The 13924-nt window shown below is 72.1% G+C and carries 14 protein-coding genes; 7 read left to right on the forward strand and 7 right to left on the reverse strand.

From position 1 onward, the window contains the following. The first annotated feature begins 2 nt into the window (after positions 1–2). The gene (locus ACFYL6_RS21545) at positions 3–1007 is read left to right on the forward strand and encodes an ABC transporter ATP-binding protein (RefSeq protein WP_387173608.1); all 1005 of its coding nucleotides are present in this window, start codon (positions 3–5) and stop codon (positions 1005–1007) included. Between the two features lie 54 nt (positions 1008–1061). Here the strand turns inward: ACFYL6_RS21545 and ACFYL6_RS21550 are convergent, their stop codons facing one another. The 7 genes from ACFYL6_RS21550 to folP form a co-directional block, all read right to left on the reverse strand. Continuing rightward, positions 1062–1553, reverse strand: a complete 492-nt coding sequence (locus ACFYL6_RS21550; protein ID WP_091403231.1) for a hypothetical protein — start codon at positions 1551–1553, stop codon at positions 1062–1064. 65 nt (positions 1554–1618) lie between these two features. After that, the gene (locus ACFYL6_RS21555; protein WP_184179324.1) at positions 1619–1927 is read right to left on the reverse strand and encodes a hypothetical protein; all 309 of its coding nucleotides are present in this window, start codon (positions 1925–1927) and stop codon (positions 1619–1621) included. A gap of 53 nt (positions 1928–1980) precedes the next feature. Then, positions 1981–3195, reverse strand: coding sequence for an ABC transporter permease (locus ACFYL6_RS21560; protein WP_387173610.1), 1215 nt, complete (start codon positions 3193–3195; stop codon positions 1981–1983). A 118-nt stretch (positions 3196–3313) separates the two neighbouring features. Further along, positions 3314–3850 carry a DUF3180 domain-containing protein gene (locus ACFYL6_RS21565; RefSeq protein WP_387173612.1) on the reverse strand — a complete coding sequence of 179 codons (537 nt, stop codon included), beginning with the start codon at positions 3848–3850 and terminating at the stop codon, positions 3314–3316. A gap of 19 nt (positions 3851–3869) precedes the next feature. Beyond that, entirely contained in the window at positions 3870–4397 is a 528-nt protein-coding gene (folK, locus tag ACFYL6_RS21570) for a 2-amino-4-hydroxy-6-hydroxymethyldihydropteridine diphosphokinase (protein WP_387173614.1), read from the reverse strand. Next, positions 4394–4762: a dihydroneopterin aldolase gene (folB, locus tag ACFYL6_RS21575; RefSeq protein ID WP_387173616.1), complete on the reverse strand. Its 369-nt coding sequence runs from the start codon at positions 4760–4762 to the stop codon at positions 4394–4396. The genes folK and folB overlap by 4 nt, the downstream gene beginning before the upstream one ends. Further along, on the reverse strand, positions 4759–5655 hold the full coding sequence (gene folP / locus ACFYL6_RS21580; RefSeq protein ID WP_387173618.1) for a dihydropteroate synthase: 897 nt from the start codon (positions 5653–5655) through the stop codon (positions 4759–4761). Before folP ends, folB begins: the two co-directional genes overlap by 4 nt. Before the next feature lie 356 nt (positions 5656–6011). Here folP and ACFYL6_RS21585 point away from each other — a divergent pair, with 356 nt between their 5' ends. From ACFYL6_RS21585 to ACFYL6_RS21610, 6 genes are all read left to right on the forward strand, one after another. Continuing rightward, positions 6012–6326: a hypothetical protein gene (locus tag ACFYL6_RS21585; RefSeq protein ID WP_074315118.1), complete on the forward strand. Its 315-nt coding sequence runs from the start codon at positions 6012–6014 to the stop codon at positions 6324–6326. A 13-nt stretch (positions 6327–6339) separates the two neighbouring features. After that, the gene (locus ACFYL6_RS21590; protein ID WP_053654782.1) at positions 6340–6702 is read left to right on the forward strand and encodes a hypothetical protein; all 363 of its coding nucleotides are present in this window, start codon (positions 6340–6342) and stop codon (positions 6700–6702) included. 70 nt (positions 6703–6772) lie between these two features. After that, positions 6773–10174 (forward strand): ATP-binding protein, encoded by a 3402-nt coding sequence (locus ACFYL6_RS21595; RefSeq protein WP_387173621.1) that lies wholly within the window; start codon positions 6773–6775, stop codon positions 10172–10174. An 82-nt stretch (positions 10175–10256) separates the two neighbouring features. After that, the gene (locus tag ACFYL6_RS21600; RefSeq protein ID WP_387173623.1) at positions 10257–12182 is read left to right on the forward strand and encodes an MFS transporter; all 1926 of its coding nucleotides are present in this window, start codon (positions 10257–10259) and stop codon (positions 12180–12182) included. Beyond that, positions 12179–12736, forward strand: a complete 558-nt coding sequence (locus tag ACFYL6_RS21605; RefSeq protein WP_387173625.1) for a hypothetical protein — start codon at positions 12179–12181, stop codon at positions 12734–12736. The genes ACFYL6_RS21600 and ACFYL6_RS21605 overlap by 4 nt, the downstream gene beginning before the upstream one ends. Before the next feature lie 71 nt (positions 12737–12807). Then, positions 12808–13911 (forward strand): M23 family metallopeptidase, encoded by a 1104-nt coding sequence (locus tag ACFYL6_RS21610; RefSeq protein ID WP_387173815.1) that lies wholly within the window; start codon positions 12808–12810, stop codon positions 13909–13911. The last annotated feature ends 13 nt before the right edge of the window (positions 13912–13924 follow it).

Raw genomic sequence — 13924 nt, forward strand, 5'->3', positions numbered from 1 at the left:
ACGTGGACGTTACCCCGGAGGCTGCCCAGGTGGCCCAATCCCCTCGCGCGGCGTCGATCTCCCTGCAGGGCATCCAGAAGCGGTACCCGAACGGGACCGAGGCTGTCCGGGACCTCAGCCTGGACGTCCGGGCCGGCGAACTGGTGGTGCTGATCGGGCCCTCCGGCTGCGGCAAGTCGACAGTGCTGCGGATGATCAACCGTCTGATCGAACCGACGGCCGGTCGCATCACGCTCGGCGACGAGGACGTCACCGATGTCAACCCGGTGCGACTACGCCGCCGAATCGGGTACGTGATCCAGAACGTCGGCCTCTTTCCACACCAGACGGTGCGGGCCAACGTGGCCACCGTGCCGGGCCTGCTCCGGTGGCCCAAGGGCCAGACCCGGGCCCGGGTCGACGAGCTGCTCGACCTGGTCGGACTGGACCCGGCCGAGTTCGGCGGTCGCTACCCGCACGAGCTGTCGGGCGGCCAGCGGCAGCGCGTCGGGGTGGCCCGCGCGCTCGCCGCCGACCCGGTGGTGCTGTTGATGGACGAGCCGTTCTCGGCCGTCGACCCGATCGTCCGGGCCCGCCTGCAGGAGGAGTTCCTGCGCCTGCAGGCCGAGGTGCGCAAGACGATCGTGCTGGTCACCCACGACCTCGACGAGGCGGTCCGGCTCGGTGACCGGATCGCCGTGCTCTCCGAGGGCGGGCACCTGGAGCAGTTCGACACCCCGGCCGCCCTGCTCGGCGCACCCGCCACCCCGTTCGTACGCGAGTTCGTCGGCGCCGACCGGGGCATCCGCCGGCTGGCGGTCACCCCACTCGACCGGGAAGCGCTGGAACCGGTCCCCGAGGACGCCGCACCGGACCTGCCCACCGTCGCGGTGGACGGCTCCGCGTACGACGCGTTGGCGGTCCTGCTCACCTCGGGCCGGGACCGACTTCTCGTGACCGACGCCGGCCGGCCGGTGGGCGCGCTCAGCCGACAGCGTCTCCTCGACCTCGGCCGCCCGACCAACTGACCCGGCCCGGTCGGGTCGGGCACGACCGCCGCGCCTGACCCCGCCTCGATCGGGTCAGGCGCGACCGCCGAGGCTGGCGATGCCGATGATCCAGCCGGTGAGGAAGCCGTACCCGGCACCGGTGCTGGCGTCCTGCAGTGCCCCCAGCAGTGACGGCGCCGGGCCGAGTAGCGCCGCCAGCACGGCGGCCAGCCCGCCGGCCAGCACGTACGCGGCCCAGCCGGAGAAGAACTGGCTGACCGGGCCGGGCACCCGGGCGACCTGGGCGGCGGGCAACAGGTAGAGCAGAGCCACCGCGAGGACCACCAGCAGCACGGCCCGCAGGTCGGCGGCGAACAACCCGCCGGCCTGCCCGTCCGCGTCGAGCCGCCAGGCCGGCCACGCGAGCAGGCGCGCGTAGAAGGCGCCGCCCGACTCCGGGTCGGTCAGGGTGGCGGCCCACCCGGTGTACGCCGGGCTGCCGCAGATGCCGACCAGCAGCAACACGGCGAGCGCGCCGGTGCCGGCGGCCGTGCCGTAGCGGCTGACCGGGCCGGAGCGGTGCACGAGCGACGCGATCCGCCCAGGCCCCGAACCGCTGGCTCGGGCCGACCTGGGCTGCCCCGAGCGGCTCAGTGCTTCATCAGGTAGTCGATGAAGGCGGCCCGCAGCAGCGGCGCCGACTCCTCGTAGCCGTGACCGGTCAGCTCCCGCCACAGCGCGTTGGCTTCGTCGATCGTCGGGCCGATCGAGTTCGGGGCGCCGTCCAGCACCGTGGCCTCGTCCGCGTTCGGCAGGTGGCGCAGCACCGACCAGTAGAAGCCCACGTCCCGACGCTCTCGGGCCAGGGCGAACGCCCGCTCCCGCAGTTCCTCGGTGGACAGCGCGTCAAGCTCCTCGAACGAGGTTCCGCCCGGGGTGGCGGCAGGTGTGTCGGTCATGTCGCCGAGCCTAACGGTCGAGATCAGCTCCGGCTCGGCGGACGCGACGCGGCTCACCGCTCGTCGGTGTCCCACCGTCGCGGGCCGTCCTCCCACCGCGGATCCCGCCAGGGGTCGACCGGTTGGGGCGCGGCCTGGGTCGGCAGCGTGGGAGGCCAGTTGTCGACGGACTGCGCCTGCGGCATGGTCCAGCCCGAGCTGATCGTGCCGTCGCTGACCGGCTCGGGCCGGTCGGGCCTGCCCGTTCGGGGCCGCCCGAGCGTCTCGACCAGCCGGGTGGCCACCAGCCCGACGCCGAGCGCGGCCCCGCCGACCACCCAGTTGCTCAGCGTCCACCCGCGCTCCGGGGCGTACGCCTGGAAGACGGTGACCAGGCCGACCGCCAGCAGCGTGCCGAACACACCGCCCCGGCGACCGTACGCGCTGGTGCCGGCGAGCAGGGCCACGCCGATGGCCAGCACCGTCCAGTCCAGCCCGGAGGTGGGCGCCACCGGCCCGGGGTCGTTGGCGGCGAGCAGCACGCCGGCGAGAGCGGCCAGCACCGTGGAGACGACAAGCGCGACCGCGGTCACCGCGGCGGCCACCGCGCCGCGCCGACGGGCCGGGTCGGCGATCGGTCGGTACCGGCCGACGAGCCGGCGGATCGCCCGGACCGCGCCGAACAGCCCGCCGAGGATGGCCACCGCGGCGAAACCGGCGAAGAGGTACCCGGCGCTGCTCGTCGGGTCGTAGTCGCCCTGCACCAGCACGGGCGCCGAACGACGTTCGATGTACACCACCACGGCGGCGGCGCCGGCCAGGCTGGCGGCCCAGCCCGGCACGTGCAGCACCACCACGGCCAGCGCCAGCACGAGCCCGCCCACCGCGGCGACCGCCAGGGCCGGGCCGATCGACGCCGGCAGGCCCCGGTCACCCTGTTCGGCGTAGTGCAGGGCGGCCGCGACCGCGATCGGGCCGACGGCCAGGTTCGGCGCTGCCGTACGCAGGCTCAGCCCGGCGGCCAGGGCGAGCAACCCCAACCCGACCGCGTCGATCAGCAGCGTGCGCAGGTTGCCGTCGCGCACGGCGGCCGGATCCTCCCGCCAGAGCAGCCAGCTCACGGCCGCCAACCCGGCCAGCAGCAGCAGCTCCCACCCCAGGTGTACGCCGATCCGATCCCGGCCGGGCTCGCCCTGGGTGGGGTCGTCGAAGACGTTCTCCAGTACCGCGGCCGGCACCCCCGACGAGGGTTCGGCCGACCGGTCCCGGCCCGCTTCTTCGTACCCCATGACGCCGCCTCCCCAGTGGCCGGCCGTCCCCGGTCCGGCGCGCGGACGGACACCGGGCGGCCCTCGCTCCCGATCGCAGGCACCGTACCCGCGCCCGCAGCCGGGCGTAACCCCCTGCTCAGCGCTGGCCGGGGCGGCTCTCCCGTGGGTCCTGCTCGCGCTCGTCGTCCGGGCGTTCCGGCACCCGGCAGGAGCGCTCCAACCAGAGCGCGGCGCCGACCAGGGCCAGCGAGGCGAGCAGACCACCGGCAGCGGCCGGTCGATCGTCCAGGGCGGCGCGGGTGGTCTCCACGAAGAGCCAGCCGGCGAGCCCCGCGTAGAAGCCCGCGAAGATCGCCGCGGCCAGTGCCGACGCCTTGGCCAGCACCACGAAGCGGGCAACCATCAGCGGGTTGACCGGCTCCCGGCCCGGCTTGCGTTCGATCCGGCCCCGGGTGTTGACAGCCGCGTACGCCTCCAGCACGGCGAGCCCGGCCAGCGTCACCACAGGCAGCCAGGGCAGCCGGGGAACGCCGCTGTAGTAGAGGGTGCTGATCAGCAGCCAGGCCACCGCCGCCGCAGCCAGGCCGGCCACGACCAGGGTGGAGATCCGGGTGGGGCCCATTCGGGACCCGTCCGGGCCCGACCCACGGGGTGGAGGCTTCGCCTGCGTCATGCCGGCCGGTTCCGCTCGGTCATGCCGTCGACTCTAACGCCAACTCCGGCCGGGGACGCAGTTCCAACGCCTCGTCCGCCGCGGGGCCGGTGGTCAGCAGGTCGGTCAACCAACCGTGACCGGGCAGCCGACCGTACGGCTGGATGTCGATCCACGGACGCAGCACGAAGGCGCGCAGGTGCGCCCGGGGGTGCGGCAGCGTCAGCTCCGGGTCGTCGCTGAGCACCGGCTCGTCGTCGTCGCCCCAGACCGCGATCACGTCCACGTCGAGGGTGCGCGGCCCGAACCGCCGCTGCGGGTCACGGACCCGGCCCGCCGCGCGCTCCGCGTCGCGGGCCCGCTCCAGCCAGTCGCGCGGGGTCGCGGTCGCGTCCTGGGCGAGCAGCACCGCGTTGAGGTACGCGGGCTGGTCGGCGTCGCCCCACGGTGGAGTCTCGTACACCCCGGAGAGCACGAGCACCGCGTCGCCCAGGGTGGCGACGGCCGTGCGCAGGTGCGCCAGCCGGTCACCCAGGTTGCTGCCGAGCGAGAGGACCGCCCGGGTCACCGGGCACGCTTCCGGGTCATGGTGACGGCCACGTCGGTGAAGGTGTGCGGCACCGGCGCCTCCGGTTTGTGCACGGTGATCGTCGCGGCGTCGACCCGCTCGTCGGCCAGGCAGACCGCGAGGAGCCGGTCCGCGAGGGTCTCGATCAGGTTGACCGGCTCGCCGGTCACCACCGCGACCAGGCGTTCGGCCAGCTCGCCGTAGTGCACGGTGGCGGTGACGTCGTCGGTGGCGGCGGCCGGGCCGAGGTCCAACTCCAGGACGGCGTCGACCACGAAGTCCTGCCCCTGTACGCGCTCGAAGTCGTACACCCCGTGCCGACCGCGCGCCCGCAGGCCGGTGAGGTGGATGCGGTCCGTCGTCATCGCCGTACCTCATGTTCGTGATCGGGTCGCGCTCGCTTCTCGTCGTGCGGCGGCACGGCCAGGCGTGGGCTGCCCGTCGCTGCCCAGACGGCGAGCGCGTCGGCGGTGGCCCGCACGTCGTGCACGCGTACGCCCCAGGCGCCGGCGGCGACCGCCAGCACGCTGGTGGCCACGGTGGCCGCCTCCCGCTGGGCGGTCGGTCGCGGCGTGCCGTCCGCGGCGGCCAACAACCTGCCGAGGTACGACTTGCGGCTGGCCCCGAAGAGCAGCGGGTAGCCGAGATCCAGGAGCTCCGGCAGGCGGGCGCTGAGTTCCCAGTTGTGCGCGGCGGTCTTGGCGAAGCCGAGCCCGGGGTCGACGATGAGGCGGTCGGGGGCCACCCCGGCGGCCAGAGCCGCGTCGATCCGTTGGGCCAACTCGGCCCGGACGTCGGCCACCACGTCGGTGTAGGTGGCCAGCTCGCGCATCGCCCGGGAGTGCCCACGCCAGTGCATCAGTACCCAGGGGCAGTGCGCGTCGCGGACCACGCGGGCCATGTCCGGGTCGGCCAGCCCACCGGAGACGTCGTTGACCACCGCGGCCCCGGCGGCCAGGGCGGCCTCCGCGACCCGGGCGCGGCTGGTGTCGACGCTCACCGGCACGCCGGCGGCGGTCAGCTCGCGGATGACCGGCAACACCCGCTCGGCCTCGGTCGCGGCGTCGATCCGCTCGGCGCCCGGACGGGTCGACTCGCCGCCGATGTCGACCAGGTGAGCACCGGCGTCGCGCAGACGGACGCCGTGTCCGACGGCGGCATCCAGGTCGGCGTACCGTCCGCCGTCGGAGAAGGAGTCCGGTGTGACGTTGAGGACGCCCATCACCACCGGGCCCGAAGCCCGCACCAGATCGGTCACGACTAGACGGTACCGGTCGCGGCAGCGGTGCCCGCCGGCCCGGGTCGGCCCCGCGCCACCGCCCCTGACGTGCCAGTTAGAACAGGTGTACGATCGGTCATCCGGGCAGTTTCCGGCAGCCCCTTCGCGGCTTGTCGCAATCCGGGGCGGCCCGTACGCTTTGGAATTGGCCAGCATCGAGATGGCGAAGCTTGGAGGGAGGGCCGAAGCGGGGGAAAACCGCCCAAACCTCGCCACCCTCCGTGGTGAGTAACGAACACAGGGTCAAGAACGCCATGCCCTGTGGAGCACTTTTCCCGCAAGGCTTGCCTACTGCACCGCCGCGGCACCGCCGGCCGCGCTATGGGGAGGTTCCAGTGATCGCCTTCGAGCTCATGGAGACGGCGTCGTCAGGCGTCGCCCACGCGCTCTCCACCCTGGCGTCGACTCCACTCGCGGAGCCGGCACCGAAGGGGATCGACACCAACAGTGTCGTCACCTTCTTCGCCAGCAAGATCGCGCCGATCCTGCTCGCCGTCCTGGGCGTCATCTTCATCGGCCGTGCCAGCCGAGGCGAGATCTCCAAGGTGCTGACCAGCTCCGCGATCGCCATCGTCGGGCTCGCCTTCATTGCCGGCGCGGCAACACTCTTCTTCGTCGGCGATTATCTGATCGACCTGATCTTCGAATAGGCGCGTTCACCAGATGCGGCTGCGCACCGACGACGACATCTACCGGGCCCGCCTGGTCTACCTCGGGCCGCCCGGTTACACCCTTCCGGTCCACCTGCCCTACGCCCAGTACGGGCTCTTCATGCTGCTGGTCCCCCTCTACATGTTCATCCACTGGCTGTTCACGTTGACGGTCGAGCTCTTCCCAGCCTGGGAGATCGCGCTCGCCATCGTGACCACGTCGTTCATCTTCCGGCACGTCGACCCCGATCGGCCGGCGCGGGTGGTCATCCGCACCGCGCTGACCGACTGGCGACGCACCCGGGAGCCGGCGGTCGAGCAGCGCGATCCGCGCCTGGTCGGCAGCCGGATCAGGATTCGGGAGGAGCTGGCATGACCGGACGTACGTCGAACGGTCCGTCACAGGACGCGGGCAAGGGCCTGCCGACAGTGGCCGAGGCGGTCGCATGAGCCGCTCCTCCACGCCGGGCTCCCCGGCCGGCCGCCCAGGCGCGCCGACCGGTCACCGTGCGCACTCCTTCGACTACACCGAGGACGAGGACGAGGTCGCCCTCGACCCTGCGCTGGTGACGTCGCCCGGCCACGGTGCCGTTGGCGTGTTCCAGGCGCCCCGGCCGGTTCCCCGCCGGACGCCACCGGCCGAGCCCAGCGCCGTGTCGGCCGGCGAGAACGCCGACATCGACTCCCCCTTCCTGGACCTCTTCGGCGGCGGGGGGCGACCCGGCACGGCACGAGCCGTCACGGCCGGCCCGAGCACCCGTGAGCAGCCGGCGATCCCGCATCAGCCGCCACCCGTCGCCAACCCGGCACCAGCCCGCGCGGTTCCCGAGTTCGAGCCACCGTGGACACCCGCCGACCAGCCCGGCGGCGGTGGCCGATCCGTCGAGCCACGGCCCGGCGGCGGCCACCCGGCCACCGAGTCCCGGGTGCCGCACCAGGCCGGCGATCGACGGCCGATGCTGCGTCCACCGGACGAGCCCGGCCCGTCCGCCGGCGGCGGGTCGCCGTCGGCGACCACCGGTCCCGCCGGCCGTGCAGCCGGCACCCTGCCGGGCAGCCGACCCACGGCCACGCCGGCGGCTCAACCGGCCCGGCCTACGGCACCGGTCGAGCAGCCGGCCAGCATCACCGCCGCGGAGCGGCCAGCTCTGGAGCGCACGGCGCGCCGAGCCACCGACCCGGATCGACCCAGGGGCACCGAGCCCACCGGCAGGGAAGTCGCCCCGTCCCGCCAGCGCGCCGCGAGCCGACCGGTCAAGCCGACCCGGGTACGCGCCCCGAAGATCAAGTTCGGGGATCGGGATCCGTCTGTCGAGTTGGCGATCACCGAGATCGCCGGTCACCTGACCTTCACACCCAACACCGTCACGGCCTGGTACTGGCTGCCCGAGGTCCGCTGGGCGTTCCGGCCGGACGCCGAACGCGAGGCGCTGCTGTCGGCGATCTCCGAGCAGTACGCCGGCCTGGCCGGCTTCCGACTGCACCTGCGCCGCACCACCCGGCCGTTCCCCGCCGACGAGTGGGCGCGCACGATCGACACGCACACCTCGGCGCCGCTGCCCGACGTACCCGGCACCACGGGCTGGGCCGATCACCTGGTCGCCGCCCAACGGCACCTGATGGCGGTCAACCACGCCGAGGGCCAGACCTACCTGGGTGTCACCTTCGCCCGCCGCTCCCTCGGCGACTCACTCACCGAACGCCTGCTGCGCACCTTCGGGCGGGGCACCGCCGACGGCGAGCGCCGCAAGCTGGGCCGCACCGTGGAGCAGTTCGACGAGGTGCTCGGCGCGTTCGGCATGCGTGGCCGGCGGGTCACCGCCCAGGAGCTGGAGTGGCTGCTCTACCGCTCGGTGGCGCTGTGCATGTCGCCGCCGAGCACCCTCTCCCCCGTCACCGACGGTCGCTGGGAGCGCGGCGACCTGCTCGCCATGACCGAGCAGGTCGAGCGCTACCGCACCCCGTACGGCTCGACCGTCAAGCTGGTCAATCGGATGACCGGCGAGGAGCGGCACGTGGCCGTACTCGCGGTCGGCCGGATGGAGCCGCTGGAGATCCCCGAACGGCACGAGCCGTGGCTGCACTTCCACGAGCGGCTGCCCTGGCCGATGGAAATCTCCACCCGGGTCGACATCCTCGGCTCCGGCGACTCCTTCCGCAATCTCGAACACCGGCTGCGGATGATCCGCTCGCAACAACTCGACTACGCCGAACACGGCATCGACGCTCCCCCGGAGCTGGAACGACTGGCCAAGCGCGCCCTGGTCATCGGCGACGAGATGACCACCGGCCTGCCGGTCGACTCGGCCCGTGCGCACGGCTGGCACCGGATCGCGGTCGGCGGCCGGACCAGGGAGGAATGCCTGGAGCGGGCCCGCCGACTCATCCAACTCTACTCCCGGGAGCTGCGCATCTCGCTGCAGCACCCGAAAAACCAGGACTGGCTGGCCCGCGAGTTCATCCCCGGCGAGCCGATCGCCAACACCGGCTACGTACGCCGCATGCCGGTGCCGTTGCTCGCCGCCGCGCTCCCCCAGGCCGCATCGAACGTGGGCGACCGGCGGGGCGACCTGATCGGCCGGACCGCCGGCACCTGCCGCCGCCCGGTCTTCCTCGACCTGCACTTCCCCATGGAGGTCCGGGAACGCTCCGGGCTCGCGGTCTTCGTCGCCGAACCGGGCGGTGGTAAGTCGACCCTGCTCGGCGCGCTGGGGTACCTGGCCGCCCGTCGAGGTGTCCAGGTGACCCTGCTCGACCCGTCCGGCCCGCTGGCCCGCCTCTGCGCGATGCCCGAGCTGCGGCCGTACTCCCGGGTGTTGAACCTGACCGGCTCGGAGCACGGCACCCTGGCGCCCTACTCGCTCATCCCGACACCGCTGCGCTCCGAGTTCGGCAGCGGCGCCGCCGGTGACCGGGAGTTCGAGATCGCGGTCTCCAACGCCCGAGCCGAGCGGCGGATGCTGGTCCAGGACATCTGCATGATGCTCGTCCCGCCGCAGGTGGCCAGGGAGGCGTCGACCGCCACCCTCTTCCGGCACGCCGTCCGCCAGGTCCCCGCCGAGGAGACCTCCACCCTGGACGACGTGGTGAGCTGCCTCGGGCGGCTCGACGACGACGCCGGCAAGGAACTGGCCAACCTCCTACTGGACACCGCCGAGATGCCCCTGGCCATGCTGTTCTTCGGCCGACCGCCGGAGGGGCTGCTCGGCGCCGACGCTGCGCTCACCGTGATCACCATGGCCGGGCTACGGTTGCCCGACCTCAAGATCGAACGCGAGTACTGGTCGGCCGAGGAGGCCCTGGCGCTGCCGATGCTGCACACCGCGCACCGGCTCGCCGTCCGCCGCTGCTACGGCGGCTCCATGTCGTCCCGCAAGCTCGTCGGCCTCGACGAGGCGCACTTCATGGAGGGCTGGCGGTCCGGCCGATCCTTCCTGGTCCGACTCGCCCGCGACTCCCGCAAGTGGAACCTGGCCGCGCTGGTCGCCTCCCAGAACCCCCGCGACATCCTCGGCCTCGACGTGCAGAACCTCGTCTCCACCGTCTTCGTCGGCCGCATCGCCGAGGACGCCGAGATCGCCTCCGAAGCCCTGCGACTGCTGCGGGTGCCGGTCAACGACGGGTACGAGGCCACGCTGGCCTCCCTCTCCGCCGCCGACACCAGCTCGTCCAGCCGGCTCGGCTTCCGCGAGTTCGTGATGCGCGACGTCGACGGCCGCGTGCAGAAGGTCCGCGTCGACGTCTCGTACGTCGAAGGGCTGCTGGACCACCTCGACACGACGCCCGCCGCGATCGCCGCAGCGGCCGGAGTCCTGCCGAGCATCCCCCTGCCGGATCTGGAGGCGTGACATGGCTAGGGCCTGGGTCAAGGTCCTCGGTCGAACCGAGGCGGAAAGCCGTGACCAAGGCCCTGGGGTCCGGGCAAGGATCGTGTCGTTCCTGCTCGCCCTTGGCGTACTGGCCGGGGCCTCCCTCACCTGGCCGCTGATCGGCGCGGAGGCCGCAGCCGCCGCACCGCCCACCCCCCAGGCCCGCGCCGACCTCTGCACGACCGCCGAATGGCAAGCCGACTTTCGCACCTGCGTGGCAAAGCTGAAGCAGGTCGGTGAGGGAGAGATCGACTGCCGGAAGCCGCCCGTACCGTCCGCCCCGGATTCGGGCCTCGCCGGCTGGTTCGCCTCCCGCCCGGACTCGTCCAAGCTGCCTGGGCCAAAGGGCATCTACAGCGACTACGGCTACGGCGGTTACAGCTTCAACACCTATGACGTGGAGGGTGGTTGTGCCTCCGCCGTCCTCCATCCGGACTACAAGTTCACCACCACCGTTGCCAACGGTGAGCTCATGATCGCTACGGCGGTTGTAGGCGCCTCGAACGCCCTGCGGGAACGGGCCTGGGACCCTCGCTCGATGTGGGATTGGGCCGACCCGCTGGTAGAGAAGGCCACCAAAGCCGTCTACCAGAAGGTGTTCAGCGTCTTCGGGATCGTCACGCTCTGCGTGGTGGGCCTCTACCTGTTGTGGCGTTCTCGCCAGTCGGACATGAGCAATGCGATGACGACGGCAGGGTGGGCGTTACTGGTGATGGTGGCGGTCACCGCGCTGGCGGCTTGGCCGGTCAAGTCGGCGAACATTGCCGACGGCACCCTGATCACCTCGCTCGGCGTCGTGCACGACGCGGTAGGTCCCGCAGCTCGGGACACCCCGGCGGATCGTTGCGCCGTTCCCAACCCAGACGCTTGTGTGGATAAGAGACCGCCTGCCGTTCGGGCCAGCGACACTGCCACCGAAGCGATGCTCTACCGCAACTGGCTGCGTGGAGTGCTTGGCTCGGCGGATAGCGAGACTGCCCGCAAGTATGGCCCTGCCCTGTACGACGCTAAGGCGTTTTCCTGGGAGGAGGCCGAGAAGCTGCGTGCCAACCCGGGAACCCGGGGAGCGACGATCAAAGCCAAGCAGCAGCAGTGGATGACGATCGCAGAGCAGATCGAGACCGAAGACCCGGAGGCGTACGAGTTCCTGACGGGTGCCCGCGACATGGACCGAATCGGCTCCGGGTTCATCGCCGTGCTCGCGGCCGTGCTCTTCGCGATGTTCGACCTGACCGCGTCGGTGCTGGTACTGCTGGGCTTCCTGATCTTCCGCTGGGCGGTGATCGCGGCACCCATCCTGGGCACCATCGGCTTGCTCCGGCCGGCCAGCGCCGGACTGCGGCGGTTGGCGAACGCTGTGGTCGCCGCTGTGTTCAACATCGCCATCTTCGGCACCGGGGCCGCCATCTACCTGTTCGCCGTCGACCTGATCATGAGTACCCCTGCCCTGCCGGGTTGGCTTCAGGTGGTGCTGGTCTGGCTCTGCGGGGTGGTCGGATGGTTGCTGCTGCGGCCGTATCGGCGGATCACCCAACTCGGCGGCAAGGACAGCAGCGAAGCCGTCAGCTCGGCCGGGTCCTGGCACCGCAGGTTCTTCCGGGACATGCGGACCGCCGCGCGGCTGGACGTAGCCGAGCCGGGCGGCACCGCCGAGCCGGTGGGCGGACGTCGGCGGTCCCCCAACGCGGAGCAGACCCGGCTACGTCCGGAGGCCCGGCGGGAGGACCCGGTCCCGGTGCCCACCGCTGCGGCCGAGGGGCGGCGCACAGACGCGGCGCGCCCGGACGGTCGAGAGCGACCCGACGAGGCGGAGGAGGGCAGGGGTCGGAACCGTCCGGTCGCCCCGCAGCCCCGACGCCGACAGCCAGCGACCTGGACCGAGCCGGATGTTCCGGCTGAAAACCCGTCGTTCGTGGTCTACCGCCCGGGCTCCACCGAGCGAGCACCGGATCGCACCGGACCTCGGGTGCGCTCAGAGGCGAGGTGACGGTCATGCGACGGGCGTTGGAATTCCTCTTCACTCGGGCGCTGCGGTCCCGGCTGGGCATTGCGCTGGCGATCGGGGTGGTGGTCGTCAGCGTGCTCGGGGCGACCCGGCTGATCTCCAACCCGGTCGACTCAGCGGATGGGTTGAGCAGCCGTCCGGATGGGCCGATCATCACCGTGGACCCGACGGCAGGCGACGACGGTTTGCTCAACAGCGCCGCTCCGCCGTCACCCGTGACGTCGTCCGGCGCGCGCACGCCCGAACAGACCGCCGACCGCTTCGCCAAGGCCTGGCTGGGCCGTCCCGGGATGACCGCCGAAGAGTGGCAAGCTGGCCTGCGGCCACTCTCCACGCCGGCGCTGCGGGAGAAGTTGACCGGGGCCGAGCCCGAGAGTGTGCCGGCCGAGAAAATCACCGGTCCCCCAAGCATGCGAGAGCGGACCGAGACGTTCGTCGAGTTGCTACTTCCCCTTGACGCCGGCGGGCTCCGGTTGGAGCTGGTCACTTCCGACGATGGTTGGCTGGTCGACGTTCTGGACTGGGAGCGGCCGTGAACGACGTTGGTAACGCCGAAACCCGCCGCGGTCCTCTCCGGCTCGGTGTGGTCGCCGCGGTGCTCACCGGGATGCTGCTCCTGCTCTGCTGTACTGGCGGCACCGCGGCGTTCTTCCTCACCGGGCTCGGCGGCGACGACGCCGAGAACGGAGACGCCTTGGCGGGCAGGGAGTGCGGACCGGTCCGAGCGGTGAACATCACGGGCAAGCTTCCGCGGTTCACCGAGTACGGCGACAACCAGATCCGCAACGCTGCGATCATCATCAAGGTCGGCCAGGACATGGGCGTGCCCTCGCGAGGTTGGGTCGTCGCCATCGCCACCGCGATGCAGGAGTCCGCCCTACGCAACCTGGCCAACAGCGGAGTGCCCGCGTCCCTGGCCCTGCCGCACGAGGGCGTTGGCGCGGACCACGACTCGCTGGGCCTGTTCCAGCAGCGGCCGGGGTGGGGCACGGTCGCCGAGCGGTTGAACCCCGCGTACGCGGCTCGCAAGTTCTACGAAAAGCTCGTCAAGGTGGAGAGTTGGCAACGCCGACCGCTGACCGCTGTCGCGCAGCGGGTGCAGGTCAGCGCATACCCGGACGCGTACGCCAAACATGAAGAGGTAGCCAGCCGGATCGTGGACGCGCTGGCCGGCGGCGCGGCCCGCACCGTCGAGATCAATGGCAAGGCGGTGTGCAACGCGGCTGAGCGCGGCCAGATCGCGGCCTCCGGCTGGACCGCGCCGATCCCCGGTGGAGTCGGCTCCGGTTTCCGCACCGCCAGCCGACCCAGCCACAACGGAGTCGACATCGGCGCGGGAAAGGGCACCGAGATCCGGGCGGCAGCGACCGGTCGGGTGCTGGTTTCGACCTGCGACGAGGACCACCGCGGCCGTCAAGACTGCAACGTGGACGGATTCCCCGGCAAGGGGGGCTGCGGCTGGTTCGTCGACCTGCTGCACGCCGGTGGCTACATCACCCGGTACTGCCACATGGTGGTCCAGCCTTTCGTCAAGAAAGATCAGATCGTGACGGCCGGTCAGGTGATCGGAAAGGTCGGCAGCAGTGGCAACTCCTCGGGTCCGCACCTGCATTTCGAGGTGCACCTGCGCAACAACCGCAGCGCTTCTGGCGCGGTGAATCCGGTCCCGTTCATGCGCGAGCGGGGTGCCCCGCTGCGCGCCGCTGAGTGAGGCCACCACGGGT

This window comes from Micromonospora sp. NPDC007208, assembly GCF_042869175.1.
Lineage (GTDB): Bacteria > Actinomycetota > Actinomycetes > Mycobacteriales > Micromonosporaceae > Micromonospora > Micromonospora foliorum.